Annotated in this window: 21 protein-coding genes and 1 riboswitch; of the genes, 12 read left to right on the top strand and 9 right to left on the bottom strand. The window is 61.0% G+C overall.

Features of this window, described 5'->3' with window-relative positions; all coding sequences use genetic code 11:
* Nucleotides 1-338: 338 nt before the first annotated feature.
* Complete coding sequence (locus ACUTQW_RS08830; RefSeq protein ID WP_445654839.1) at nt 339-905, top strand: hypothetical protein; 567 nt, start codon at nt 339-341, stop codon at nt 903-905.
* Nucleotides 906-1,123: 218 nt separating this feature from the next.
* Entirely contained in the window at nt 1,124-2,179 is a 1,056-nt protein-coding gene (locus ACUTQW_RS08835) for a 2,3-butanediol dehydrogenase (protein ID WP_004946469.1), read from the top strand.
* A gap of 81 nt (nt 2,180-2,260) precedes the next feature.
* Here ACUTQW_RS08835 and ACUTQW_RS08840 read toward each other — a convergent pair whose 3' ends face one another.
* The 3 genes from ACUTQW_RS08840 to ACUTQW_RS08850 all read right to left on the bottom strand — a co-directional run bounded on the left by ACUTQW_RS08840 (nt 2,261) and on the right by ACUTQW_RS08850 (nt 6,311).
* Nucleotides 2,261-3,034 (bottom strand): lipoyl protein ligase domain-containing protein, encoded by a 774-nt coding sequence (locus ACUTQW_RS08840; protein WP_198640651.1) that lies wholly within the window; start codon nt 3,032-3,034, stop codon nt 2,261-2,263.
* A gap of 32 nt (nt 3,035-3,066) precedes the next feature.
* Nucleotides 3,067-5,010, bottom strand: a complete 1,944-nt coding sequence (locus ACUTQW_RS08845) for a sigma-54-dependent Fis family transcriptional regulator (protein WP_020439317.1) — start codon at nt 5,008-5,010, stop codon at nt 3,067-3,069.
* Between the two features lie 260 nt (nt 5,011-5,270).
* Complete coding sequence (locus ACUTQW_RS08850) at nt 5,271-6,311, bottom strand: LacI family DNA-binding transcriptional regulator (protein WP_006326356.1); 1,041 nt, start codon at nt 6,309-6,311, stop codon at nt 5,271-5,273.
* A gap of 217 nt (nt 6,312-6,528) precedes the next feature.
* Here ACUTQW_RS08850 and ACUTQW_RS08855 point away from each other — a divergent pair, with 217 nt between their 5' ends.
* The 4 genes from ACUTQW_RS08855 (at nt 6,529) to ACUTQW_RS08870 (ending at nt 11,765) form a co-directional block, all read left to right on the top strand.
* Complete coding sequence (locus tag ACUTQW_RS08855) at nt 6,529-7,557, top strand: ABC transporter substrate-binding protein (protein WP_020439318.1); 1,029 nt, start codon at nt 6,529-6,531, stop codon at nt 7,555-7,557.
* 107 nt (nt 7,558-7,664) lie between these two features.
* Entirely contained in the window at nt 7,665-9,893 is a 2,229-nt protein-coding gene (locus tag ACUTQW_RS08860) for an ABC transporter permease (protein WP_020439319.1), read from the top strand.
* On the top strand, nt 9,890-10,951 hold the full coding sequence (locus ACUTQW_RS08865; RefSeq protein WP_004946487.1) for an ABC transporter ATP-binding protein: 1,062 nt from the start codon (nt 9,890-9,892) through the stop codon (nt 10,949-10,951). Before ACUTQW_RS08860 ends, ACUTQW_RS08865 begins: the two co-directional genes overlap by 4 nt.
* A gap of 25 nt (nt 10,952-10,976) precedes the next feature.
* Nucleotides 10,977-11,765: an inositol monophosphatase family protein gene (locus tag ACUTQW_RS08870; protein ID WP_020439320.1), complete on the top strand. Its 789-nt coding sequence runs from the start codon at nt 10,977-10,979 to the stop codon at nt 11,763-11,765.
* A 93-nt stretch (nt 11,766-11,858) separates the two neighbouring features.
* Here ACUTQW_RS08870 and gap read toward each other — a convergent pair whose 3' ends face one another.
* The 4 genes from gap to ACUTQW_RS08890 form a co-directional block, all read right to left on the bottom strand.
* Nucleotides 11,859-12,869, bottom strand: coding sequence for a type I glyceraldehyde-3-phosphate dehydrogenase (gene gap, locus ACUTQW_RS08875; protein ID WP_020439321.1), 1,011 nt, complete (start codon nt 12,867-12,869; stop codon nt 11,859-11,861).
* An 80-nt stretch (nt 12,870-12,949) separates the two neighbouring features.
* Nucleotides 12,950-13,924: a GlxA family transcriptional regulator gene (locus ACUTQW_RS08880; protein ID WP_041417737.1), complete on the bottom strand. Its 975-nt coding sequence runs from the start codon at nt 13,922-13,924 to the stop codon at nt 12,950-12,952.
* 77 nt (nt 13,925-14,001) lie between these two features.
* Complete coding sequence (locus ACUTQW_RS08885; RefSeq protein ID WP_020439323.1) at nt 14,002-14,736, bottom strand: SDR family NAD(P)-dependent oxidoreductase; 735 nt, start codon at nt 14,734-14,736, stop codon at nt 14,002-14,004.
* A gap of 27 nt (nt 14,737-14,763) precedes the next feature.
* The gene (locus tag ACUTQW_RS08890; RefSeq protein ID WP_006326363.1) at nt 14,764-15,786 is read right to left on the bottom strand and encodes an LLM class flavin-dependent oxidoreductase; all 1,023 of its coding nucleotides are present in this window, start codon (nt 15,784-15,786) and stop codon (nt 14,764-14,766) included.
* Nucleotides 15,787-15,945: 159 nt separating this feature from the next.
* Nucleotides 15,946-16,048: riboswitch (TPP riboswitch) on the top strand.
* Nucleotides 16,049-16,110: 62 nt separating this feature from the next.
* Here ACUTQW_RS08890 and ACUTQW_RS08895 point away from each other — a divergent pair.
* From ACUTQW_RS08895 to ACUTQW_RS08910, 4 genes are read left to right on the top strand one after another with little or no spacing between them, the layout of a single operon-like run.
* Nucleotides 16,111-16,791 (top strand): TenA family protein, encoded by a 681-nt coding sequence (locus ACUTQW_RS08895; RefSeq protein ID WP_020439324.1) that lies wholly within the window; start codon nt 16,111-16,113, stop codon nt 16,789-16,791.
* Nucleotides 16,788-17,528, top strand: a complete 741-nt coding sequence (locus ACUTQW_RS08900) for an ABC transporter ATP-binding protein (protein ID WP_020439325.1) — start codon at nt 16,788-16,790, stop codon at nt 17,526-17,528. Before ACUTQW_RS08895 ends, ACUTQW_RS08900 begins: the two co-directional genes overlap by 4 nt.
* Nucleotides 17,525-18,292, top strand: coding sequence for an ABC transporter permease (locus tag ACUTQW_RS08905; RefSeq protein WP_004946512.1), 768 nt, complete (start codon nt 17,525-17,527; stop codon nt 18,290-18,292). The genes ACUTQW_RS08900 and ACUTQW_RS08905 overlap by 4 nt, the downstream gene beginning before the upstream one ends.
* Nucleotides 18,293-18,318: 26 nt before the next feature.
* Nucleotides 18,319-19,254: an ABC transporter substrate-binding protein gene (locus ACUTQW_RS08910; RefSeq protein WP_198640649.1), complete on the top strand. Its 936-nt coding sequence runs from the start codon at nt 18,319-18,321 to the stop codon at nt 19,252-19,254.
* A 69-nt stretch (nt 19,255-19,323) separates the two neighbouring features.
* On the opposite strand, the gene ACUTQW_RS08915 is transcribed toward ACUTQW_RS08910, so the two are convergent.
* Nucleotides 19,324-20,055: an ABC transporter substrate-binding protein gene (locus tag ACUTQW_RS08915; protein ID WP_445654840.1), complete on the bottom strand. Its 732-nt coding sequence runs from the start codon at nt 20,053-20,055 to the stop codon at nt 19,324-19,326.
* Between the two features lie 298 nt (nt 20,056-20,353).
* On the opposite strand from ACUTQW_RS08915, the gene opgB reads away from it, so the two are divergent.
* Both opgB and ACUTQW_RS08925 read left to right on the top strand, forming a co-directional pair.
* Nucleotides 20,354-22,657, top strand: coding sequence for a phosphatidylglycerol--membrane-oligosaccharide glycerophosphotransferase (gene opgB / locus ACUTQW_RS08920; protein WP_202291872.1), 2,304 nt, complete (start codon nt 20,354-20,356; stop codon nt 22,655-22,657).
* Between the two features lie 278 nt (nt 22,658-22,935).
* On the top strand, nt 22,936-24,396 hold the full coding sequence (locus ACUTQW_RS08925; RefSeq protein ID WP_004946522.1) for an AMP nucleosidase: 1,461 nt from the start codon (nt 22,936-22,938) through the stop codon (nt 24,394-24,396).
* A 41-nt stretch (nt 24,397-24,437) separates the two neighbouring features.
* Here ACUTQW_RS08925 and nac read toward each other — a convergent pair whose 3' ends face one another.
* Nucleotides 24,438-25,361, bottom strand: coding sequence for a nitrogen assimilation transcriptional regulator NAC (gene nac, locus ACUTQW_RS08930; protein WP_004946527.1), 924 nt, complete (start codon nt 25,359-25,361; stop codon nt 24,438-24,440).
* Nucleotides 25,362-25,735 lie beyond the last annotated feature (374 nt).

The raw sequence follows: 25,735 nt of genomic DNA on the forward strand, positions 1-25,735 counted from the left end.
CTTGCACCGCCAGCGGGCTTTGGCATTGCCTTTGCAGACGACAACCGTGATGGCAAACCAACCTGTCGACCTTACGTCCACAGACGGCTTTATCCCTGTTATCCATCGCTATTTTTCCTGAGCCACTTTTAATACAGATTTTTCTTATATGAAATTGTGTCAAATCGCACTATTGGGTGAGAAAAAGTGACACGCATGCCCCGAGTTCCCCCGGACATAGCGATATCGGCTATCGCGCCATCACCGCCGCCGTCCATTGCGCATTGCGACAATTTGCCGGGCAGGGCCCGGCGGGCTGACCGGCTTTCCATTGCCCCTGCATTTATTGACGGCCATTAATGACCGAAGCAGAATATTACCTGGGTGCCCGTTGGCCTCCGCCCATTGAGGTGGCTATCAATGACAAGGATGAAATGTCTATGTTGAAACTACGAAATTTATTATTTCTTATCCCCTTTTCTTCCGGTGTTTTCCTTTCCATACCGCAATCAAGTGAGGCCAGAACCTCGGTCGCCATTCAGCTCTCCGCCTGCGAAAGCCAAAACGGCCAAAACGGGCAAGACAACTCCCCTAACGGTCAGAACGGTAAAAACGGCGTCCCTGGCTCGGGCTGTCAGGATGGTGGGAAAGGAGGCGACGGAGCCCCCGGCGACGGCATGGGTGGCGGCATGGGTGGCATAGGCGGCAACGATGCAAATGGTGGAAACGGAGGAAATGGAGGAAATGGAGGAGATGGAGGAGATGGTGGCAACGGTGGCAACGGCGGCAACGGCGGCAATGGCGGCAACGGCGGCAACGGGGGCAATGGCGGCAACGGTGCTGGAGCGGTTCCCGGCTCGCATCACAAACATCACAAACACATGAACACCGGCGCCGACGGGGATAAGAGGGTTCACCAGGTATAAGCGCCCTGTTACACCCGCATCTGTTACAGGTGTCTCATCACACACCTGTAACGGGTAGCACCTTTAACAGAAACAAGACAACTCGCTGAAATAACATCACTTTTCCCTGTATCGTCACATTGGCACGTTTTTCGCTATCTCCTGCGTTGAGTCTCTGCCTCGGCCACCGACGTATCGGCCGCCGAGGCAGGTTTACGGTTAATTTCAAGGGGAAGATGATGAAAGCAGCTCGTTGGTATCAGGCGCGCGACATCCGTATTGATGATATTGAAGAACCTCAGGTTTCCGCCGGTAAGGTGAAAATCAAGGTAGCCTGGACCGGAATTTGCGGCAGCGACCTGCACGAATACCTCGCCGGACCGATTTTTGCCCCGGTAGGCAAACCTCACAAGCTAAGCCATGACATCGCGCCTATCGTCATGGGCCATGAGTTTTCCGGTGAAGTGGTGGACGTCGGTCGCGGCGTGACGAAATTCAAAGCCGGTGACCGCGTGGTCGTAGAGCCGATCCTGGCTTGTCGGCAGTGCGAAGCCTGCCGCGAAGGCAAATATAACCTGTGCGCCGATCTGGGTTTTCACGGTCTGTCCGGCGGTGGCGGCGGCTTCTCCTCCTTTACCATGGTAGACGAGCATATGGTACACCGCATGCCCGATGCGCTCAGCTATGAGCAAGGTGCGTTGGTAGAACCTGCGGCGGTAGCCCTTCATGCGGTGCGGATGAGCAAATTGAAAGCCGGGGATAAAGCGGCCGTCTTCGGTGCCGGCCCCATCGGCCTGCTGGTGATTGAAGCATTGCGCGCAGCCGGTGCGGCAGAAATTTATGTGGTCGAACTGTCACCTCAGCGGGCAGAAAAAGCGCGCGAACTGGGGGCGAAAGTGGTTATCGACCCCAGCAAAGACGATGCCGTCGCCACAATACGCGAGCTGAGCGCGGGTGGCGTTGACGTGGCGTTTGAAGTGACCGGCGTGCCGGTGGTGCTAAAACAGTGCATCGACAGCACTCGCTACGAAGGCGAGACGATTATCGTCTCCATCTGGGAAGGGGAAGCGGCATTCCATCCGAACAAAGTGGTGCTCAGCGAACGTTCAGTCAAAGGGATTATCGCTTATCGCCATATTTTCCCGGCGGTGATGGATCTGATGACCCAGGGCTACTTCCAGGCCGACAAGCTGGTGACCAAGCGTATCGAACTGGCTGATTTGGTGGAGCAGGGTTTTGAAGCGCTGGTGAAAGAAAAACAACAGGTTAAAATCCTGGTGCGTCCACCGCAGTAAAAGGTATCGCAGGTATGACGAGATGGCGGCCCCTCGGTCCGCCATCTAAGCTCAAGACGCAATTCCGAGCGCCCCGCAAAGTTACAACGGTGCCGGGGAACGCAGGATCGCCGCCCCTAGCGCATCGACTATCTCGTCGCGGAGATCGTGGGTAACGTCCGGCGCCATTTGCGCCACGCTAACGGTTTTCTCCGCTTGATAATACCGCCCACTGCCCAATGCCGCCTCAAACTGATTGGCATAACGGTGCGCCGCCGCCAAATCACAATCCACCAACAGCGCCGCATGGGCCAGCACCACGTGCCGCCGCGGCTCGTCGGCAGGTTGACTCGCCACCGGCCGCCAATATTGGGCGGTACCGGCGATTTTACGTGCCGCCGCCCCGTCGCCGCAGGCAAGATTGAAGCGCCCGTCGCAGAAGGATCCTTCCACCGCCTGCCAGTGGGCCACCACGCCCCGGGCGGCCAGCGCACTGCGGAGAATGGCGCACAAATGCTCATACACCTCTTCTGCCGCTTCACCCAGAGTGCGCGCTATCGGGTATGCCAGGCTGACATTCACGATGCCGGGCCCCTGCGGTACCAGCCCGCCGCCGGACTTACGCAAAAACACCGGACACCCGTCTGCGGCAAACTGTTGGCGCGCCGATTCCAGCGAGGCAAAACGCTTATAGCTGCCCGGAACCACCAGCGACAGCGGCGAGTGCCACAGCTGTGCCACCGCCTCTCCGGCGGCAGCGCGGGCAAACAGGCCGGCTTCGGCCTGCGTAGGGTCCGGAAAAAACATCAGCCGCGATGGCTGCAGTGAAAACCGGCCGCCGTTAACGGCGGCAGCCTGAGAAACATCCTTCATCATCTCCCCTTATCCACCACTCCTATAAGGCGGGGTTAGTCATGCACCGGCGACTGAATGCCGAAGCGCTGCATGCGGCGATAGAGCGTCATTCGGCTGATGCCCATTTGCCGTGCGACGGCGCTGTGGTTCCAGCGGGCGGCACGCAGATATTGGATCAACAACTGTGCCTCCGGCGGCAGTGCCGCATCGGCTTCGGCGTTAACCATCGGCAGCGGGCTGGCGGGGATCGCCGCCGTCAACCCTTCCGGCAGATCGGTGGCCTCGATGCGGCCCCCATCGCAGAGTGCGGCGGCGTAATCCAGCGCATTGCTCAGTTCACGCAGGTTGCCCGGCCAACGGTGCTGATGCAGGCGGCGACGCGCGGCGGCGGAGAGCTGCGCCTTACCGGCCAGCAGTTTATCCACCAGCCAGTCGAGGTCGCTGCGCTGGCGTAACGCAGGCAGCGAGATACGCGCCCCCTGCAAACGGTAGAACAGATCGGCACGAAAACGCCCTTCCTGCACCAGTTGATCCAGCGCGTGGTGCGACGCGGAGATCACGCGGATATCCACCGATACCGGACGCGAGGCCCCCACCGGCAACACCTCCTGCTCCGCCAACACCCGCAGCAACCGGGTCTGCATCTCCAGCGGCATATCGCCTATCTCATCAAGGAACAACGTGCCGCCGTCGGCTTCCTGGATCAGCCCGCGCCGCCCTTTACTGCCTGCGCCGGAGAAACTGCCGGGCAGATGGCCGAACAGTTCGCTCTCAATCAGCGCCGCCGGGATCGCCGCGCAGTTCACCGCCACAAACGCCCGATGGCGGCGGTTGCTTGCCTGGTGAAAGGCTTTGGCAAAAAACTCTTTCCCGCAGCCGGTTTCACCGTGAACCATCAGGTGCAGCGGCGCCTCCAGCAGCCGGGCGGCACGCTGGAGCTGGAGCTGCAACGCCGCGTCGCCGCCGTTCAGCGCGGCCAGCGCCGGAGGTAACGCGCCCTGGCCGGCTGCGGCCTTACGTGGCGCACGCCGAACGGGCTGCACGGCGGTAACGTAGAGTTTCTCCCCGCTGCGGGCGCGTTCGAGCGTACCCTGCTGCCCGCTGGCGCTGGCCAGCCAATCGGGAAGACTGTCGATGGACGTATTAAACAGTTGTTCAATCGGCCGGCCGAGCAGCGTGCTGCGGCAGTGTACCGGCGGCGCGGCGATGCCCAGCTCGTTTTCCAGCATGCGCTGGGCGCGGTGGTTATGCCCCACCACTTTGCCGGCGGCATCAAAGGCGATCAGGAAATCCGGGCTAACCTCAACAAACGACGATGCCGGGCTGAGTTTCAGCACCCAATCGCCGCGATGCCGGTGCTCAAACCAGGCATTTTCAATCTGATGCGCATAAATTTTAGCGAGCTGTAGCGCCAACTGCTGGCTGGATTTTGGTTGCGGCGAGCTGAGCGCGGAAATATCAAGAATGGCGTTTAACTGCCCCTGCGGATCGAACAGGGGAACGGCGGTGCAGGTCAGCGGGATATGGGTGGCGTCGAAATGATCGGCCTGATGCACGGTCAGCGCCTTGCCGGTGGCCAGCGCGGTGCCCACGGCGCAGGTGCCTGCGCAGGCTTCCGTCCACTGCGCCCCGAGGAACAGCCCGGCACGACGCAGGCTGATTTCCGCATTGGCGTCCCCCAGGTAATCCACGGTGATACCGCGCGCATCGGTCAACAGCACCACGTAGCCGGCGGCGGCAATCTGCTGATACAACACCGTCAGGCCGTGATGGGCAATGTGACGAAACTCTTCCATTTCCTGGCGGTGTTCCCGCAGCTCATGCCACGGCAAGATGCGCGCTTCCTGCATGCGGCGGGGATCAAGGCCATGATGTTCCACGCAGCGCTGCCAGGAGTCGCGAATAGTCTGTTCATGGAAACGCGAGGCCAGCAAATGCGCCTTGTTGCTGAGGCTGGCCATTACCGTAGCAATGTGTTCGCGCTGGCTCTGATTCACGGGTCGTTCTCCTGTGGCGGCACGGTGGGAATAACCGTTGCTGATGCGGGCCCTCATCATACACTGGGTTGAGCGCCCGGTGCAGGGGCATGGCCGGCAGGTATCAGCGCACCGGTTATCAACGGTTGGTTATCTCAGACTAAATACCGGGGAGAACTTTTCACCGCGTCCGGGCGCAATTTGTGATCGGCCACACGGCGCGGCCGCATTATTTGCCGAAAAAGAAACATACGCGGGGAGCAGGCTGAACCGCCCCGCTCTCAGCCGCCGCGAATGGTGCTGCGCCAAATGAAGTCGGCATGGTACATCCGCGTTTCGCCCGGCATTTCCTGCCCCAGCGCCGGCGCCATGTTCTCTTCGTTCTCCTCTTCCGCCACCAGCCATGCCACCGCTTCCCGAGCGAACTGCTCCACCGGTTGGGTAAAGGTGGTGAGGTTGTAGGATGACCAGCCCGCCTGCGGGATATCATCGAACCCGGCCACGCAAAGATCTTCCGGAATGCGCAACGCAAAGCGATGGCGCGCCTCATCCATAAAACCGCAGGCCAGCAGATCGGTGACGCAGAACACCGCATCAGGCCGCTCCCGACGGGTTAACAGCCGGTGCGCCAGAATTTGCCCGCTCTCGTACGACGTGGTGCCAAAGCGCTCGACGCTCACCGCCAGCCCCGCCGCTTCCGCCGCCTGGAGAAAACCGCGTTCGCGGGCCATCAGGCTTGGCGTGCCCGCCAGCGAGTTGGCAAAGGCGATCCGCCGGCAACCGGCGCGGACAAACGCCATCATCACCGTGCCGGCCGCTTCTTCGTTATCCAGGTTGATGCTGAGCGAACCCGGTAGCGCATCGTTGCGGTTAATCAGCACCAGCCGCTGGCCGTGCCGGTGGCACAGGCGGGCGATGGCGCTGTCCGGCATGCCGGAGAGGACAAAAGACGCATCGGCGCGGAAGTTAATCGCCTGCTGCAACGCCTGGGACACGCTGTCGTCGGAACGATCGGTGTTAATCAACATGGCGATCTTTCCCGCCGCCTGCAAATGCTGGGTCAGCAATCGCACCAGGCTGGCCCGGTAAGGGGTCGCCAGTTCGGACACGATCAGGCAGACAATGCCGCTGCGATTGCGCACCAATCCCCGCGCCAAATGATTAACGTGGTAGCCCAGTTGCTCCGCCGCCCACATCACCCTTTCGCGGGTTGCCGCCGAGACGCTGGCACCGGGCGTATAGGTGCGCGACACCGCCGATCGGGACACGCCGGCCAGCTCCGCTACGTCTTTGGCACTGATCATTGCCTTGTCTACCGCCATGGTTACATCCATCCGTTACGCGTTCCGATAAAGTTTGCCGCACTTTGCAAAGCTGTGCAAATTTATTGCAGAAATTTTGTTTCATTTTTGTGACGAATAGGTTGAATTGTTCTATATCGCAATTGACAGCACAATTTTTATCCTCTAGTTATTTGCACACACGTGCAAAAAAAATGGCGACAACGTATCGCCACCCTACACAAACCAGGAGAACACCATGCATCGAGTCACCCTGATGGCGCTCATCGCCGCCGGCTCCGCGCTCTCGGCCCTGCCGGCTCACGCCGCCGGAAAACTGAATATGATCTGCTCCGCCGATGTCGTGGTCTGCGAGCAAATGACCACGCTCTTCGAGAAACAGCACCCGGATGTCAACGTCAGCATGGTGCGCCTGTCCGCCGGAGAAGCCTATGCACGCATCCGAACCGAAGCGCGTAACCCGCGCACCGATATTTGGTGGGCAGGCACCGGCGATCCCCATATGCAGGCCGCCAACGAAGGCTTAACCCAGCCCTATAAATCGCCGCTGCTTGACCAACAACACGACTGGGCGCGCAAGCAGGCGGAGAGTGCCGACTACCGCACCGTGGGCGTTTACGCCGGTGCGCTGGGCTGGGGCTACAACACCAAGCTGCTGGCAGAGAAAAAACTCAAAGTCCCGGCCTGCTGGGCCGATCTGCTGGATCCGGCCTACAAGGGCGAGATCCAGATGGCCAACCCGAACTCCTCCGGCACCGCCTACAACACCCTCGCCACGCTGGTGCAGATCATGGGCGAAGACAAGGCTTTCGATTACCTGAAAAAACTCAACGCCAATATTTCGCAGTACACCAAATCGGGTTCCGCACCGGTTAAAGCGGCGGCCCGCGGCGAAACGACGGTAGGCATCGTCTTTATGCACGATGCGGTGGCGATGCAGGTCGATGGTTTCCCGGTGAAGGCCATCGCGCCCTGCGAGGGGACCGGGTTTGAAATTGGCTCCATGTCGATTGTCAAAGGCGCGCGCAACCTTGCCAATGCCAAGCTGTGGTACGACTGGGCGCTCGGTGCCGAAGCACAATCGCACATGAAAGACGCCAAATCCTTCCAATTGCCGTCAAACCGCGAAGCGGCGATCTCGGAATATGCGCCGCGCTTCGAGAACATCAAACTGATCGACTACGACTTTAAAACCTACGGCGCCACGGAAAAACGCAAAGAGCTGCTCAGCCGCTGGGATAAAGAGATCGGCTCCGGCGCGCAGTAATTCCCGTCCATTCCCTCTCGCACTTTCTGCCGTTGCCGATGAACCGGGCGTGGCACGCCGCGCCCGCACGGCTCGCAGAAAAGGAATAATGAACGATCGAGGTTACGATGAATGCTCAAAACCGCCGCTTAGACGTGGCTCTTGTGCTGGGCGCGCTCGCATTGCTGCTGCTGCCCTGGTACAGCCAGGAAGCCGGATTCTTCGACTTCAGCTGGTTGAATACGCTGTGGCAGGATCGGGAAAGCGCTCCTGCGCTGTGGCAAATCCTGGCTTTTCAACGCCCGTGGCTGGCTATTGCGCTGCTGTTGCTGCTGGTTTGCTCGCTGGGCCGCCTGCTGCAGGTGGGCCGGTTGCGCTCGCAGTTACTGATGTCTGCCGCCGCCGCAGGCATCCTCTTCCTGCTGTTTGAAGGCCACGCCATAGGTTACAGCGGCTGGAACTGGCAATGGAGCGAGCAGTTGTTTGGTGCGCTCGGCGACGGCCAACCCGCCTTTGGCGCCGGCGCTATTGCGTTGCTCACCGCGTTTTTGCTGCTGTTCTCTTTTGGATTGGCCGAGCGTGGCGTGCTGAAGGGGGATGCCTTTGTGGTGTCCTCGATCGTGCTGCTGGTCGCGTTGGTCAGCTCCTTCGTGCTTTACCCGGTACTGAGCATGTTTGTCGCCTCGGTGCAGGACGCTGACGGCGCGTTTAAACCGGACGGCCTGATCGCCAATATGCAGGATCCGGCGATCTGGAGCCTCGGTTGCCTGAAAGGCGGCAGTTGCGGCACCGCCTGGCGCACCCTGTGGCTGGCGCTGATGACCGCCGGCGGATCGACTCTGCTCGGCCTGGCCTTTGCGCTGGCCGCCACCCGCACGCCGCTGCCGTTCAAGAAAGGGCTGCGCCTGCTCAGCGTGCTGCCGATCATCACGCCGCCGTTCGTCATTGGCCTGGCGCTGATGCTGCTGTTTGGCCGTTCCGGCATCGTCACCGAGCTGCTTTCCACCCTGTTCGGCATCGAGCCGGGGCGTTGGCTGTACGGCCTGACCGGGATCTGGATTGCCCAGGTGCTTTCTTTCACCCCGATCGCCTTTTTGGTGCTGATTGGCGTGGTGGAAGGCGTCAGCCCTTCGCTGGAAGAAGCCTCGCAAACGCTGCGCGCCAACCGCTGGCGCACCTTCCGTTACGTTTCGCTGCCGCTGATGGCGCCCGGCCTGGCCAATGCTTTCCTGATCAGTTTTATCGAAAGCATGGCGGATTTCGGTAACCCTATGGTGCTCGGCGGCAGCCACGGCGTGCTCTCGACCGAGATCTTCTTCTCGGTGGTAGGGGCGCAAAACGATCCGAGCCGCGCGGCGGTGCTGGCGATCATCCTGCTGTGCTTTACCCTCAGCGCCTTTGTGTTGCAACGCCTGTGGCTGGCGGGAAAAAGCTTCGCCACCGTGACCGGTAAAGGCGATTCAGGCATGCACTGCGGCCTGCCGCGCGGGCTGCGCTATGGCGTTTACGGGCTGGTGATCCCCTGGGGCCTGTTCACGCTGGTGGTGTACGGCATGATTTTAATCGGCGGTTTTGTTCAGTCGTGGGGGCTGGACAACAGCCTGACCCTGGCGCATTACACCCGCGCATTCGGCTTCCAGTGGAGCGGCGGCCAGATCCTCTGGACCGGCGTCGCCTGGAACTCGTTCTGGACCACCCTGGAAATCGCGCTGATCGCCGCGCCGCTCACGGCCATCGTCGGCCTGCTCACCGCCTGGCTTATCGTGCGGCAGAAGTTTGCCGGCCGCCAGACCTTCGAGTTTATGTTGATGCTCAGCTTTGCCATCCCCGGCACGGTGATCGGCGTCAGTTACATCATGGCGTATAACCTGCCACCGCTGGAAATCACCGGCACCGCCCTGATCCTGGTCGCCTGCTTTGTGTTCCGCAACATGCCGGTGGGCGTGCGCGGCGGCATCGCGGCCATGAGCCAATTGGACCGCAGCCTGGATGAAGCGTCGCTGACGCTGCGCGCCGGCAGCTTCCGCACCCTGCGCAAGGTGATTTTACCGCTGTTGAAACCCGCCATCAGCGCAGCCCTGGTCTATGCCTTCGTGCGGGCGATTACCTCCATCAGCGCGGTGATTTTTCTGGTCAGCGCCCAGTACAACATGGCCACCTCCTACATCGTCGGGCTGGTCGAAAACGGGGAATACGGCGTGGCTATCGCCTACTCCTCCGTGCTTATCGTGGTGATGCTGGCGGTGATCCTCACTTTCCAACTGCTGGTCGGCGAACGTCGCCTGCGCCGCGTATCCCGTATCGCCACACCGCCGGTGGCATCGCCGCCGGCCTTACAACAGGAGACTGCCGTATGACCGCCATTCGTTCCGGCTCGGTGGTGTTTGAAAACGTCACCAAACAGTTTGCCGATTTCACCGCCCTGCCCGGCCTCTCGCTTACCGTCGAACCAGGCACGCTGGTGACGCTGCTCGGCCCCTCGGGCTGCGGCAAAACCACCACCCTGCGCCTGCTGGCTGGCCTGGAGCACCCGACCGCCGGGCGCATCCTGATCGGCGGCAAAGAGGTGACCCATCTGCCCGCCAACGAGCGCGACGTGGCTATGGTGTTTCAATCCTACGCGCTGTTCCCGCATATGAACGCGCTGGACAACGTCATGTACGGCCTGCTCGCCAGCAAGCTGCCGCGCAAAGAAGCGCTGGATCGGGCGCACGAAGGGCTGAAGCTGGTCGGGCTGGAAAACATGGGCAAGCGCCTGCCCGCCGAGCTGTCCGGTGGCCAGCAGCAACGCATCGCCGTGGCGCGCGCGTTGGTGCTGGAGCCGCAGGTGCTGCTGCTCGATGAGCCCTTATCCAATCTTGACGAGCGGCTGCGGCGCCGCGTACGCACCGAGATCCGCGATTTGCAACAGCGCCTCGGGTTCACTGCGGTGTACGTGACCCACGATCAGGAAGAAGCGCTGGCGGTGTCCGATAAGATTATCGTCATGAAAGAAGGGCATATTGCCCAGCAGGGTGCGCCGCAGGAGCTTTATCACTCGCCCGCGTCGGTGTTTATCGCCGATTTCATGGGTGAGGCCAATATCCTGCCCTGTGACATTGAACGGGTGGACGGTGGCGAAGCGCTCATCAGCCTGGGTAGCCGTCAGTATCGGGTGCCGGGTGCCAAAGCGCGCCCCGGCGCCGCGCAACTGTCCGTGCGGCCGCAATTCATTACTTTGCATGCGGAGCAGAGCGGTGCATTGAACGGCGAGGTGACCCACAGCACCTGGCTCGGAGACCATATCGAGTATGAAGTGAAAACCGACCTCGGCGCTCTGTTTATCGTCGATGTGCAGATGGAACGCCAACTGGCGCCGGCCACGCGCGTGGCCATTGATTTCAAACCTCAGGGGCTGGCGCTGATTGCCCAGTGACGGCCCGCAACTTTAAGGATCTGCTATGAACGAACAAATCTCCCGGCGTCTGGCGCTGGCCGAACGGGTGGCGCGCGAGGCGGGAGCCAAGGCGCTGGACTATTTCAACCGTCGCGAAAGCCTGGTGATCGAAACCAAACGCGATGCGCAGGACGTGGTATCGATCGCCGATCGCGAGGTCGAGCTGCTGATCCGCGGACAGATCGCCCAGGCGTTTCCGGACGACGGTTTTCTCGGTGAAGAGTTCGGCCTGCAACCCGGGAATTCAGGCTATCACTGGGTGGTCGATCCGATTGACGGCACCAGCCCCTTCGTCAACGGCATGCCGAACTGGTGCGTGTCCATTGCCGTCATTTATCAGGGCGAGCCGGTGATCGGCGTGATCATGGCACCCTGCCAACAGGAATGCTTCATCGCGGCGCAAGGTGCGGGTGCCACGCTCAATGGCAAACCGCTGCATGTGGATCCGGCGCGCACCTTGCAAAACCACATCACCGGGTTTGGCGCCAACAGCTATGTGGCACCTGAACGCGTCGGTGAAATCGCCGCCGAGATCACGGCGGTCGGCGGCAATTTCTTCCGCAACGGTTCCGGCGCCATGATGCTGGCATGGGTCGCCGCCGGGCGGCTGGTCGGTTATTACGAACCTTATATGCACGCCTGGGACTGTCTGGCGGGTTATTGCCTGGTGAACGAAGCCGGCGGCTGGACGCATCCGTTTAACGCTCAAGGGGAACAGCTGTTGCGCGGCGCGCCGGTGCTGGCGGTGGCCCCTGGGGCCAAAGACGAGTTAATGCGTATCGCGCGGTTATGATACTGCGCTGAAAAAAATCGTCCCCTGAGGGGACGATTTTCTGGCGTCTGGCATCGCAGGCGCAGCATGCAGCGCCCCTGCTCGGGTAACCGACTACAACCCGCGTTTTTCCATCAGCAACGCGAGATCGACCAGGCGGTTGGAGAAACCCCATTCGTTGTCATACCAGGCCAGGATCTTGACCAGCTTGCCGCCGATAACCAAGGTAGACAGCCCGTCGATAATGGACGAACGCGGATCGCCTTTATAATCGCTCGACACCAAAGGTTCATCGCTGTAGCCAAGGATCCCCTTGAGCGGCCCCGACTCCGCCGCCTGGCGGAAGGCGGCGTTGATTTCTTCGCTCGTCGCTTCGCGTTTCAAGGTCACCGTTAAATCAACGATAGACACCACCGGGACCGGCACCCGCAGCGAGTAGCCGGTCAGGCGGCCATCCAGCTCCGGGATCACCTTGCCGAGCGCTTTGGCCGCGCCGCTGGAGTAAGGCACAATCGACTGAGCGGCAGCGCGCGCGCCACGTAAATCTTTTTCCGGCTGATCGTGCAGTGCCTGGCTATTGGTGTAGGCGTGGGTGGTGTTCATCAGGCCGTATTCAATGCCGAAGGTCTGATGCAGCACCTGCGCGGCAGGCGCCAGCCCGTTGGTGGTGCAACTGCCGTTACTGACCACCCGATGCCTGGCCGGATCGTAATCCTGATGGTTAACGCCCATCACTATGGTGATGTCGTCGTTCTTGGCCGGCGCCGAGATGATAACGCGCTTGGCACCGCCTTTCGTGATGTGCACCTCGGCCTGGCTTTTGTCGGTAAAAAAGCCCGTCGCTTCGATCACGATGTCGACGCCGACGCTGTTCCACGGGATTGCGCCAGGATCTCTTTCAGAGAAAACATGAATCGGCCGGCCATCCAGCTGCAGCTGGTTTTCACCGGCCTCGACGCTGGCGGCCAAGGTGCCTGACAGCGAGTCGTATTTCAGCAGATGCGCCAGAGTTTTGCTGTCGGTCAAATCGTTGATCGCGACAACCTGAAAGTCACTGCGCCCTAATGCCGCACGTAAAACATTGCGCCCGATTCTGCCGAAACCGTTAATGCCTACTTTGACCATGATCTACCCCTTCGTTATTGTCTCTGCCTGCCAATCTAGCCGGGAGAGACACATGGCGCAAATGACGTTTATAGATCAATTTACGCCAAATTGCGCGAATGGAAACGATCGCGGTACTCGGTAGGCGTCAGTTGCAGGTTTCTTTCGAACACGCGCCGCAGGTTGAGGCCATTGCCGAAGCCGGTGGTCACGGCGATATGCTCGATGCCTTCCGCACTCTGCTCCAGGCGCTGCCGGGCGGTATGCAAGCGCCCTTCTTCGACGAATTTGGCGGGAGAGATGCCGGTCTCGCGGGTGAAGACGCGCGTAAAGTTTCGCGGGCTCATGGCGACCCTTTCGGCCAGTTTCTCAACGGAAAGATCGCCGTCCAGGTTTTCCAGGATCCAGGACTGGAGATCGCGGATCGGGCCAGGCGTTTTGGCCTGATTCAACGGATAGCGGCTGAACTGCAACTGCCCGCCGGGGCGACGAAGAAACATCACCAGATCTTGCGCCACTTCGCGTGCCTGAATAAAACCGTAATCGTCTTCCACCAGCGCCAGAGTGAGATCGAAACCGGAGCTGACGCCGCCGGAGGTCCAGACGGGCCCGTCCTGAACGTAGATCGGCCCGTTTTCGACCTTCACCTTCGGGAAACGAGATTGCAGGGTATCCAACAAGCGCCAGTGCGTCGTCGCCCGGCGCCCTTCGAGCAAACCGGCCTCGGCAAGCAGCAGGGCCCCACCGCAAACGGAAGCGATACGGCGTGCGTTGGGGGCGGCGCGACGCAGCCAGCCTGCGACAAACGCGCCTTCTTCCTCGGTCGCCCCCTTTCCGGTGACAATGACAGTGTCACGTTCCTGTTCAGGGTCGAGATCGGCAAGGCGGTGATCGGCCAGCAAATTCAATCCTGATGACCCATGCACCACCCGATGAGATTGCGTGGTGGCGACCTCAATCCGATAGAGCGGAGCGTCGTTGGGCCTCAAGCGGTTGGCTTGCATCAGGATATCGGCGATACCCGCCGACTCAAACAGCATGCCCCCTTCGGGGACGATAATCAGGAATGTATGCATGGCTTTAAAATACAATTTGAGCAAAATAAGTCAATAACGCGCATTTCATGCCACCCTGGCCGCCACCGATTTTCCGCTCAGGATATCGCCAGCGCAACGCCGGTAACGCGTTCGAGTTCCGCCAACAGCGCATCCTGAAAAGCCGGATCGCCCGCGGCGGCATGCGGCTCCAGACGGCGCTGGTGATGCCAATAACCGCCGGAAACGCCGGCCTGCGCATCTTCGCTGGTGACCAGCCACTCTTGCGTCAGGTGCCCCAGGCGCAGATCGCCGGGCGCATTTTCGCCGCCCATTTTGGTCGGCACCCAGCCGGGATCGACCGCGCTACTGACCACGCCCGGCCAACGCCGGGCTACGGCGGCGGCGAGCGCCGTCACCCACAGTTTGCTGTCCGAATAGGAGACGGCCGCGTGCCCGCGCCAGTCCACCTTTTCCAACGCGGCGCGGCCGTCAAAATGCATGCTGCTGCTCAAATACACCAAACGCGACGGGCGAGCGATAAGCGCCGTCAGCAGATAAGGCGCAATCACGTTGACCGCCAACACCTGCGGCCCGGTGAAGACACCGGCATTGTGAATGACCGCATCCGGACGCCCGATGCGGTTCACCTGTTCGGCCACCTCTCGGGTCTGCTGCAGATCAGACAAATCGCCGGTGACCGCCAGCGCGCCGCGGTCCAGCAAATCGCGCACGCCGTGAAGCCGGCCTGGCTCGCGCGCGTGAACGATCACCTGATGCCCTTCGCCCAGCAAGGTTTCCGCTGCCGCGCGCCCCAGCCCGTCCGCCGAGCCGGTAATGAAAATACGAGACATGGCCAGCTTCCTTTTATTGTTGAGACATCAACGCCAGCCCAGCGCCGGAGCGACATGGGTGAGGATCGACTCAATCACGTGCGCGTTGTAATCGACGCCCAACTGGTTAGGCACGGTTAACAGCAAGGTGTCCGCCTCGGCAATGGCTTCGTCCTGCGCCAGCTGTTTGATCAGTTCTTCCGGTTCGGCGGCGTAGCTGCGGCCAAAAATCGCCCGGGTTTGCTGGTCGATATACCCGACCTGATCGCCTTCCTTGCCGCTGCCGCCGAAGTAGCTGCGGTCCTGCTGGTTCAACAGCGCAAAGATGCTGCGGCTTACCGACACGCGCGGTTCACGCGGGTGGCCCGCCTCTTTCCAGGCGGCGCGGTAAGCGCGGATCTGCTTGGCCTGCTGAATGTGGAAGGGCTCGCCGGTTTCGTCGTTTTTCAGCGTCGAGCTTTGCAGGTTCATCCCCAGTTTTGCCGCCCACACCGCCGTGGCGTTGGAGCTGGCCCCCCACCAGATGCGATCGCGCAGGCCGGCGGAAAAAGGTTCGATGCGCAGCAGCCCCGGTGGATTGGGGAACATCGGCTGCGGGTTCGGCTCGGCAAAGCCCTCACCGCGCAGCGCGTCGAGCAACACCTCGGTGTGGCGACGGGCCATATCGGCCTCGGTCTCGCCTTCTGCGGGCGTATAGCCAAAATAGCGCCAGCCTTCGATAACCTGCTCGGGCGAACCGCGGCTGATGCCGAGTTGCAGCCGTCCGCCTGAAATCAGATCGGCGGCTCCGGCGTCTTCCACCATATAAAGCGGGTTTTCATAGCGCATATCGATCACGCCGGTGCCGATCTCTATGCGCTGGGTTTTGGCGCCGACGGCGGCCAGCAGCGGGAACGGGGAACTGAGCTGGCGGGCGAAGTGATGCACGCGGAAATAGGCGCCATCCGCCCCGAGCTCCTCTGCGGCGACCGCAAGATCGATGGATTGCAGCAGCGCATCCGCCGCCGAACGGGTGCCGGACTGTGCCGAAGGCGTCCAGTGACCAAAAGAGAGAAAACCGATCTTCTTCATGGGAGTGTTCCTCAGAGTCAACATTACCGGATTACAGTGCAAAAATGCCGCCGCCGGTGCCAGAGAAATCGTCGCGAACCGCACTAAACGAACCGATTGCCGCTCCCGTCGTTCCCCCTCGTCCGAGCATTGTAATCAAAAAGCAAATATCGTATAACAGGCTCCTCCGAGGGGTGTCCTGTTACGGGCTGAGATGGCGCAAGCCGAACCCTTTGAACCTGATCTGGGTCATGCCAGCGAAGGGACGGGTCGGCAATCACTCCCTCGGTCATTGCCTGTTCATACCTCAGCGCGCCCGGATCTCCACTCACTTTTGGAGGTCCCATGTTTACTCCCCTTTTCGATAACGGTCTTTACGGCCGGCTGCGCCAACAGGCAGGCCCGGACTGGCAGGACTACGTTGCTCATCCTTTTATTCGGCAACTGGCCGCCGGCACGCTGCCTGAATCCGCGTTCCGCCGCTATCTGACCCAGGATTATCTGTTCCTGATCCACTTCGCCCGCGCTTACGCCCTGCTGGTGAGCAAGCTGCGCACGCTGCCGGAGATGCGCGCGGCCACTGCTTCGCTCAATGCCATCGTCGCCGAACTGCCTTTGCATCTGGCTTACTGCGCCGGTTGGGGGCTGGGCGAACCCGAGATTGCCGCCGAACCCGAGGTGGCGGAAACCCTGAACTACACCCGCTATGTGCTCGATATCGGCCACTCCGGCGATGCGCTGGATCTGCTGGCGGCGCTGATGCCCTGCGTCGCAGGCTATGCCGAGATTGGCTTGCGCCTGCTTGACGACCCGGCGACGGTGATGGAAGGCAATCCTTACGCCTCGTGGATCCGCAACTATGGCGATAAAAACTATCTGGCCGGCGTGCAGGCGGCCCTCGACCTGCTGGAGAGCGTGGGCCGGCAGCGTGGCGCAGAAAGCCGCTTTGCCGAGCTTGCGGGGATTTTCACCACCGCCACCCGGCTGGAGTCCGCCTTCTGGCAGATGGGGTTGAACGCCTCATGAGTGACCGCATCGCGCCGCCCGGCATTCAGGTGCGGGATCTCAGCCTGCGTTTTGGCCGGCAGGTGATTTTCGATCGGCTGAGTTTTGATATCGCCGGCGGCAGCGTTGTCGCCCTGCTCGGCGCCAGCGGCGCGGGCAAAACCAGCCTGCTGAAGATTATCGCCGGGCTGATGCGGCCCACCGCCGGCGAAGTGACCGGCAGCGATGGCCTGCCGATAGCCGGCCGCATCGCCTATATGGGGCAAAAGGACCTGCTCTATCCGTGGCTGACCGTCGCCGAAAACATCAGCCTCGGTGCGCGGCTGCGCGGTGAAAAAACCGACCGGGAATGGGCCGGGCATCTGCTCGAGCGCGTGGGGCTGAGCGGTTACGCCAAAGCCCTGCCCTCGGCGTTGTCCGGCGGCATGCGCCAGCGCGCCGCCATCGCGCGCACGCTGTATGAACGCCAGCCGATTGTGCTGATGGACGAACCCTTTTCGGCGCTGGACGCCATCACCCGCGCCATGATCCAAACCCTGGCGGCCGAGCTGTTGGCGCAGCATACCGTGCTGCTGATTACCCATGATCCGATGGAGGCCTGCCGCCTGAGCCATCGCCTGCTGGTGCTCTCCCGCTACCCTGCCGGCATTGACGATACGCACGTCATCAGCGGCCTGCCGCCGCGCGCGCCGGACGATCCCCATCTGCTGAAAAGCCAGGGCGAGCTGTTGCAGCAACTGATGAGGGCCGCCGAATGAAGCTACGGGTTGAAAACCGCCTGTCGCGGGTGCGCCGCAGCCTGACGGTGTTCGCCGGTTTACTGCTGCTGTGGTGGCTCATCACGTTGGGCGATATTCCCGCCTTTTTGCTGCCTTCCCCCTCTGCGGTGGCGCAGGCGCTGTGGAGCGGGCGCGCCTATCTTGCTTATCACACGCTGATCACCGCCTCGGAGATTGCCTGCGGGCTGGGGATTGGGGTATTGCTCGGCGCCGCGCTGGCGCTGTGCATGATCTATTCGCCCCGTCTGCAACGCTGGCTGATGCCGCTGGTGCTGACCAGCCAGGCGATACCGGTGTTTGCGCTGGCGCCGCTGCTGGTGCTGTGGTTCGGCTTCGGCATGAGCGCCAAAGTGGCGATGGCGGTACTGGTGATCTTCTTCCCGGTCACCTCCGCATTCTTTGATGGGCTGCGCCGGGTCAATAACGATTATCTCGATCTGGCTCGCACCATGGGCGCTTCCCCCTGGGCGCAACTGCGCCATGTGCGGCTGATGGCGGCGCTGCCGGCCTTTGGTTCCGGGTTGCGCATGGCCGCCGCCGTCGCGCCCATCGGCGCGATTATCGGCGAATGGGTCGGCTCGGCGGAAGGATTGGGCTACGTGATGCTGAACGCCAACGCGCGCATGCAGACCGACGTCTGCTTTGCCGCGCTGTTTATTCTGGTGCTGATGACCGTCTTGCTGTGGATGACGGTGGATGCGCTGCTGCTGCGCCTGATCGACTGGGCGCCGGAAAACGACTGATAACTTTTTAACGACTGGGGTAAGAAATGATCAAGCAAACCTTCTGCGGGCTGATGCTCAGCGCCGCTCTGGCCGGCAATGCTGCCGCCGCCGAAAAACTGACGCTGGTGCTCGACTGGTATATCAATCCCGATCACGCACCCATCATGGTGGCCGAGCAAATTGGCGCCTTCAAGGCCGAAGGCCTCGAGGTCAAGATTGTGCCCCCTTCCGATCCGGCGCTGCCGCCGCGCCTGGTGGCGGCAAAACAGGCCGACCTCGCCATTACCTATCAGCCGCAATTGCACTTCTTCGCCGATCAGGGCCTGCCGTTGGTGCGCGTGGGCACCCTGATTAACTCGCCGCTCAATACCCTGATGACGCTGGATAAAAGCATCACCTCGCCGGCGGATCTCAAAGGCAAAAAAATCGGCTATTCCGTCAGCGGCATCGAGCAGGCCACGCTGGCCACCATGGCCAAGCATGCGCATCTCGACCCGAACGACATGAAGCTGATTAACGTCAATTTCCAACTGACCAGCGCCCTGTTGGCGGGCCAGGTCGATGCGGTAATCGGCGGTTATCGCAACATTGAAGCGCTGGAGCTGAAACTGCAGGGGAAAAATCCGGTGGTGTTCAACGTCGAGGACTACGGCGTGCCGGCCTATGACGAACTGATCATCGTCGCCAACCGCGACGCGGTAGCCGAGCCGAAGATCAGGAAATTCCTCGCCGCGCTGAAAAAAGGCAACGATTATCTGCAGGCTCACCCACAGGAAACCTGGCTGGCCTTCGCCAAAACCCATCCGGAGCTGAACACCGAACTGAACAAGCAGGCGTGGCAAGCGAGCTTGCCGCTGTTCGCCACCGATCCGGCCAAACTGGACACCGCGCGCTACCAGGCTTACGAACAATTCCTGTTCGACAACAAACTGATCAAGAAAATCACCCCGGTGGAACAATACGCCGTGGAACTGCATTAAAGGTTATTCGCGGGGGCGCTGTATGCAGCGCCCCTACCCTTGAACAACGAAAGCCCGTTGCCAGCCGCCTCACGCCGCAGGCGCCACCGTCACCTCGCCCTGCCCGCTGCGCTTCAGCGCCTGCTGCACCAACCCGCTGGCCTTGCATCTTTCCACAAAACAGCGCACATAGGCTGCCCCCTGCTCTTTACCGCGCGGCACCGCCATCGCCTGGTGAATCGCGGTAAAATGCCCGTCCAGCACCCGGTATCCCGGGTTCGCCGCAGCGGCGGCAAGCAGCGGTTGACGCACGCCCGCAGCGGCGTCCAACGCTTGCTCGAAGAATAAGGTGATCGCTGCGGGAGAAGTCTCTGCCCGCACCAGCTGCGCCTGCTTTAAAGTACGCGACAGATACAGGTCATAGGCCGCGCCCTGGCCCACCGCAATGCATATGCCAGGCCTGTCGAGCTCGGCAACCTGCCGATAAGGCGCCTCCTGCGCCACCAGATAGGTGCCCTCAATAATGACGTAAGGCGCACTGAAGGCGATTTGCTCCGCCCGCACCGGTTCGATGGCCATAAAGGCGACATCCCAGGCGGCGGTTTCCAGCGCGGCGAAAACCTTGCCCGCCGCATCATAGGTCACCAGCTCCAGCGCTACGCCCAGCTCATGCGCCAGTGCGCCGGCCAGCGTGACCGACACGCCTTGCGGCTCCCCATCCGGCCCCCATTGCGCCAGCACCGGATTGCCTAAATTGATCGCCGCGCGCAGTACGCCCTGCGGCGCCAAATCATCCAGTACGGCAGTGGAAATGCTCTGCATGTTTTCTCCTGAACAGGTTAATGCGCCTCGCCGGTCTGCAATCAGCGCCATTCATTAATGGTAGAGCCAAATGCCCGGTGAGCAATATTTCAGCGACCCACGCCTCTCAGCAGTGACCAGGGTCACAATATTGTCACAAAATTGTTCATTCGCGCCTGGCGGCCACCCCGCTGTGCAAACGCGCATTGACCCTGGCGCGTTCAATGCGCTATACCCTTCCTCTTTCGCGCTGCGACAGGGCCAGCAGCCTTTGCCAGGGCAGTTAAGATTTTCTTTTTAACCAGACAGGGTACGGTGGATGGTTTCAGCATTAGTCTCGTTCGCACTTTTTTTAGCCTCAATCTTGATCTACCGGAACAAGGCCGCCGCCAACCGCTGGTGGCTTTCCATTTTGCTGATCCTGCTGGGCAGCTATCTGATCCTCAACGTTATCCTGATCGCCAGTAACTATTTTACCGGCGACGGCATCACCGATGCGGTGATCTACACCCTCACCAGCAGCCTGAAAGGGGCCGGCGTCAGCAAGTACGTGCTGCCGTTTATCGGCCTGCTGGCGGTGCTGGCGTTGATTTTCGCCGTGCTGGCCTGGAGCCTGGTGCGCCACAAAGCGAAAAGCAGCAGCGTGGTTTACAGTGTGATCGCCGTGCTGTTGGCGCTGTTCTCCGTCGGCACCACCCCGGCTTTTCAGGATATTTCGCTGCTGCTCAGAAGCCAGATTACCGGCGATACCGCCGATTTTTACACCTACTACAAAGCGCCGAAAAAGAGCCTGCAGGGCAAAGCGCCGAACCTGGTGTACATCTATGCCGAAAGCCTTGAGCGCACCTATTTCGACCCGGAAGTCTTCCCCGATCTCGCCGACGAGCTGAATCGGCACCGTGAAAACGGCATCGATTTCAGCAATACCCAGCAGTTGCCGGGCACCGGCTATACCATTGCCGGCATGGTGGCTTCGCAGTGCGGCATTCCGCTGTTCGCCCCGTTCGACGGCAACGCCTCCAGCGCCGTTTCCACCTTCTACCCGGAAAACGTCTGCCTGGGCGACGTGCTGAAAGCCGCCGGCTACGACAATTATTTCTATCAGGGCGCTGAACTGGCCTTCGCCGGCAAAGACACTTTCCTGAAATCGCACGGCTTTGACCACGCCTACGGCTACAAGGAGTTGCGCGAGCAGGTCCGCGATCCGGGCTACAAAAATGACTGGGGCTGGTACGACGATACCGTGCTGGACGTGGTCTTCGACAAGTTCGTCGAGCTGTCGCAGCAGAACAAGAAGTTCTCGCTGTTTGCGCTGACCGTGGACACCCACCACCCGGACGGGTTTATCTCCGCGAGCTGCAGTAAAAAATCTTATAGCCGGCAGAACAAAGAGAACCGTTCGCTGAGCGCAGTGGCCTGTAGCCAGCAGCATATCGCGGCCCTGATCGACAAAATCAAAGGGTCGGAATACTTCAAAAACACCGTGATCGTGGTGTCTTCCGATCATCTGGCGATGAACAACACCGCCTACGACATTCTGACCAAACAAAAGCGCCGCAACCTGTTCTTTATTATCGACGGCAGGCAGCCGCAAAGCGCGCAGCATAACGAAAAGCGCAGCACGCTGGACAACGGCGCCACTGTGCTGGACGTGATGGGCGGCGACAACTATATCGGCCTCGGCCGCAGCAGCCTGTCCAGCCCCACGCTGGCTACCGTCTTCTTGAATATCGAAGAAAAAATCAACGGCTGGAAACCGGCGGTGGTGAAGCAATGGGGCTTCCCGAACAGCATTTCCGACTACCAGTTGGATACCCAGCGCAACAGCTTCACCTTCTCCGGCATCAGCTTTAAGGTACCGTTTATCCTCAAGGTGACGGACAATAAAATCGAACCCATGTTTAACGTCTATCTTTCCACGCCGCTGAAAAAGCAGCTCGCCGGCCTGGGGGCGGGTGAAAAGTTTGTCTGGGTAGATAAATGCTATGAGATTGGCCGGGTGTGGGCGCCCGAACTGGCGCTGAGCACCGACACCTGCGTGGCCTCCGGCAATCTGGCCGCTCCGCCGCATATCGTGCAGGCCAAGGGCGGCAACTACCGCGGCAAAGTCAGCTTTACCGAGCCCGCAGCGGACAGCGTTGCCGCCTACCAGAACGCCGTCGACAAGCTCAAGGTGGACGACGCCGCCGTTAAATATCAGGCGGACGCCATCGCCTTTATGCTGCCGGGCATGCCGCAACAGGTGAAGGCAATCACCGGCGTATCCAGCGTCGAGGACTGGGGCCGCTGGTCGGACGCCAACCTCGCGCCGGCGGTCAACATCGACTATGTCGCCCCGCTGCCGCCGACCTTCGATCTGGTGCTGCGCGCCCGTGCCTACGGCAAAAACGTCGGTGCGCCGATCTCGGTGCGCGTGGGCGAAGAAGAGCAGTTCGTGTCGCTCGGCGAGCAGGACACCACCGTCACGTTGCGCTTCAACAACCCCGCCGGCGCGCAAAACATCAGCATTACGCCACCGGCCCCGACCGAACCGCAGGAAGGCGCCAACGGCGGCTTTACCCCGAAAAAACGCGGCATCGGCCTGGTTTCGCTGAAGGTGGAACAGGCAGAGCCGGCCTCCTGATCGCAACGCCGCAGCGGCAGCCCTGCCGCTGCGCTTTACTTTTTCTCCGGTTCCATTTCGGCAAAGCTTTTGCGCCCAGCTTCAGCTAACCTGTTGTGATAAATTGCTATAACCAAATTAGTTGGCGTTACCTCAAGGCAGCAAGAGCCTGGCACCCCAAGGGCTGACTCACGTCAGTGACGGGGTGAATGCTCGCCGCAAACGCAGAGATAACGTCAAATATGAAGGGTATATCGGCATGCCTCCCGCCGCAGGGACGGGAGAACCAAGGAGAGAGAATGAGTAGTCACCAATCCGGCACCGGCCTCACCCCCGCTCAGGCGATCGACCAGTTGGAAGCGCTGTATGACGCCTCTGTTACCGCGCTGCGCCAGGCGGTGGGCGATTTTATCAGCCACGGCAGCGTGCCCGACATACAAACCCGCGCCGCTGGGCTGTTCGTCTACCCCGAGCTGCGCGTAAGTTGGGACGGACAGAAAACCGGCCAGAGCAAAACCCGCGCTTTCGGCCGTTTTACCCATACCGGCCGCTACACCACCACCATTACCCGTCCGCAACTGTTTCGCAGCTATTTGACCGAGCAACTGGCAATGCTGGCGCACGACTACGACGCCCATATCGAAGTGGCGCCTTCACAGCAGGAGATCCCTTTTCCTTATGTGATTGACGGCTCGAACCTGATGCTGGATCGCTCGATGAGCGCCAGCCTCGCGCAGCATTTCCCCACCACCGAGCTGGCGCAAATCGGCGATGAAACCGCCGACGGCCTGTTCAACGCCACCAGCACCTTCCCGCTGTCGCACTTCGACGCGCTGCGGGCCGATTTCTCGCTGGCGCGGCTGCGGCACTATACCGGCACCCCGGTGGAGCATTTCCAGCCCTTCGTGCTGTTCACCAACTACACCCGCTATGTGGATGAGTTTGTCCGCTGGGCCTGCGCCGAGATAGCCAACCCGGACAGCCCTTATATTGCGCTGTCCAGCGCCGGCGGCATTTACATCACGCCGGAAACCACCGCGCCGGAACAGGCGGTGTCCGATCTGGCCTGGAAAAACCACCAGATGCCGGCCTACCACCTGATTTCGCGCAACGGCCAGGGCATTACGCTGATCAACATCGGCGTCGGCCCGTCCAACGCCAAAACCATTTGCGACCATCTGGCGGTGCTGCGCCCCAGCGCCTGGCTGATGATTGGCCACTGCGGCGGGCTGCGCGAAAGCCAGTCGATCGGCGACTACGTGCTGGCCCACGCCTACCTGCGTGACGATCACGTGCTGGACGCGGTGCTGCCGCCGGATATCCCGATCCCGAGCATCGCCGAAGTGCAGCGCGCGCTGTATGACGCCACCAAAATGGTCAGCGGCATGCCGGGCGAAGAGGTGAAACAGCGCCTGCGTACCGGCACCGTGGTGACCACGGACGATCGCAACTGGGAGCTGCGCTACTCCGCCTCGGCGCTGCGCTTTAACCTCAGCCGCGCGGTGGCGGTGGATATGGAAAGCGCCACCATCGCGGCGCAGGGTTACCGCTTCCGGGTGCCTTACGGCACGCTGCTGTGCGTTTCCGACAAGCCGCTGCACGGCGAAATCAAGCTGCCGGGCCAGGCCAACCGCTTCTATGAGGGGGCGATCTCGGAACACCTGCAGATAGGCATTTGCGCCATCGATCTGTTGCGCGCCGAAGGCGACAAGCTGCATTCGCGCAAGCTGCGCACCTTCAACGAGCCCCCGTTCCGCTAACCTGCCTTTCAGGCCCACCGCGCGTGGGCCTTTTTAAATCCCTATTGCACCAGCGCCAGCGTGCGTTTTTCCTGGCTGCGGCCAGCGGCAATCGACAGCAAAATATCCTTCACCACCAACGCCGGTGCGGAAAGCGATTGCTGGCTGGAAATGCACAGTGAAAGCGGCACGCTCAGCGCCGGGGCGGCGATACGCGCCATCCACGCCTTGGCCGGGCCAATCATCGCCCGCGCAACGGATTCCGGCAGAATGGTCGCCCCCAGGCCGCTGGCGATGGCCGCGCTCAGCGTACTGGGGGATTCGATTTCGCCAATCACGTTAGCGGCCAGCTTGCGCAGCGCCATCGCTTCATCGACCTGCGTGCGCACCACATCGCCCTCGCGCGGCAGGAACAGATTCAGCCGCGCCACGTCCAACAGATCGACGCTGCTACCGGGGCTTGGCACCGCACGCGTCGCCACCAGATACAGATCTTCCTTCATCAACGCCGTGGCCTGCAGGCCGTCGGGCATTTTAGCTCCGTAGATCACCGCCATATCCAGGCTCTGGCTGGCTACCTGCCCGGCCAGCATCGAACCTATGTTCTCGTTCAGGCTGAGTAAAATCCCGGGATGGCGGTCACGCACCGCCTGCAACAGCGGCAGCGCAAGTTGCGCAGCCATGCTGCCCGGCGCCAGCCCGACGGAAACCTGCCCGCTCACCGCCTGGCCTGCGCCTATGACCGCGCTCTGCGCCTGTTCGCACTGGCGCAGAATGGTTTGGGCGTGGGCATAGAGAATGTTGCCGGCTTCGGTGGGCTGCACGCCGCGCTTGGTGCGGATCAGCAATTGTTGCTTCAGCTCCCCTTCCAGCGTCGCCAACTGTTGGCTGAGTGCGGGCTGCGCGATATGCAGCACCTCCGCCGCCTGGGTCAGGCTGCCGATATCGACGATTTTCACGAAATATTTTAGACGTCTGAGATTCATATTGCCTCCGTCGAGCCGCTGAACTGCGTATGGCAAAGCCATGTTGACAACAGAACTGCAAAATCCGGGCCAGCGTAACGGAATAAGAGAAAGCGCTAACTAATCGACGGAAAAATAAGAAAAAATGATATTTTCGCGACCAAACGCCGACACGCAACCAGCGGCCGGTGACGCAGGCTTGCACCACCACAAGGCATCTCGCGGCCCACCGTGGGCCGTTGTGCAGCGCTGCACCAATAAAAGCGATAAAAAGCAGCAGGTTGAATAATCTTGCAGCAAACGGAACGGCGAGACGTTTTCACGCTTTACAAGCCCGGGCCACGCCGCTATTATTCGCCCCGTTCACACGATTCCTCTGTAGTTCAGTCGGTAGA

This window comes from Serratia sp. TSA_7, from assembly GCF_052692135.1.

Excerpts from the sequence above, each read along its gene's own strand:
- ACUTQW_RS08860 (WP_020439319.1), top strand. The coding sequence starts at position 7,665 with ATGAATGCTCAAAACCGCCGCTTAGACGTGGCTCTTGTGCTGGGCGCG.
- ACUTQW_RS08880 (WP_041417737.1), bottom strand. The coding sequence starts at position 13,924 with ATGCATACATTCCTGATTATCGTCCCCGAAGGGGGCATGCTGTTTGAG.
- ACUTQW_RS08855 (WP_020439318.1), top strand. The coding sequence starts at position 6,529 with ATGCATCGAGTCACCCTGATGGCGCTCATCGCCGCCGGCTCCGCGCTC.
- ACUTQW_RS08850 (WP_006326356.1), bottom strand. The coding sequence starts at position 6,311 with ATGGCGGTAGACAAGGCAATGATCAGTGCCAAAGACGTAGCGGAGCTG.
- ACUTQW_RS08895 (WP_020439324.1), top strand. The coding sequence starts at position 16,111 with ATGTTTACTCCCCTTTTCGATAACGGTCTTTACGGCCGGCTGCGCCAA.
- nac (WP_004946527.1), bottom strand. The coding sequence starts at position 25,361 with ATGAATCTCAGACGTCTAAAATATTTCGTGAAAATCGTCGATATCGGC.
- ACUTQW_RS08885 (WP_020439323.1), bottom strand. The coding sequence starts at position 14,736 with ATGTCTCGTATTTTCATTACCGGCTCGGCGGACGGGCTGGGGCGCGCG.
- opgB (WP_202291872.1), top strand. The coding sequence starts at position 20,354 with ATGGTTTCAGCATTAGTCTCGTTCGCACTTTTTTTAGCCTCAATCTTG.
- ACUTQW_RS08910 (WP_198640649.1), top strand. The coding sequence starts at position 18,319 with ATGATCAAGCAAACCTTCTGCGGGCTGATGCTCAGCGCCGCTCTGGCC.
- gap (WP_020439321.1), bottom strand. The coding sequence starts at position 12,869 with ATGGTCAAAGTAGGCATTAACGGTTTCGGCAGAATCGGGCGCAATGTT.
- ACUTQW_RS08835 (WP_004946469.1), top strand. The coding sequence starts at position 1,124 with ATGAAAGCAGCTCGTTGGTATCAGGCGCGCGACATCCGTATTGATGAT.
- ACUTQW_RS08925 (WP_004946522.1), top strand. The coding sequence starts at position 22,936 with ATGAGTAGTCACCAATCCGGCACCGGCCTCACCCCCGCTCAGGCGATC.
- ACUTQW_RS08870 (WP_020439320.1), top strand. The coding sequence starts at position 10,977 with ATGAACGAACAAATCTCCCGGCGTCTGGCGCTGGCCGAACGGGTGGCG.
- ACUTQW_RS08840 (WP_198640651.1), bottom strand. The coding sequence starts at position 3,034 with ATGATGAAGGATGTTTCTCAGGCTGCCGCCGTTAACGGCGGCCGGTTT.
- ACUTQW_RS08830 (WP_445654839.1), top strand. The coding sequence starts at position 339 with ATGACCGAAGCAGAATATTACCTGGGTGCCCGTTGGCCTCCGCCCATT.
- ACUTQW_RS08890 (WP_006326363.1), bottom strand. The coding sequence starts at position 15,786 with ATGAAGAAGATCGGTTTTCTCTCTTTTGGTCACTGGACGCCTTCGGCA.
- ACUTQW_RS08865 (WP_004946487.1), top strand. The coding sequence starts at position 9,890 with ATGACCGCCATTCGTTCCGGCTCGGTGGTGTTTGAAAACGTCACCAAA.
- ACUTQW_RS08900 (WP_020439325.1), top strand. The coding sequence starts at position 16,788 with ATGAGTGACCGCATCGCGCCGCCCGGCATTCAGGTGCGGGATCTCAGC.
- ACUTQW_RS08915 (WP_445654840.1), bottom strand. The coding sequence starts at position 20,055 with ATGCAGAGCATTTCCACTGCCGTACTGGATGATTTGGCGCCGCAGGGC.
- ACUTQW_RS08905 (WP_004946512.1), top strand. The coding sequence starts at position 17,525 with ATGAAGCTACGGGTTGAAAACCGCCTGTCGCGGGTGCGCCGCAGCCTG.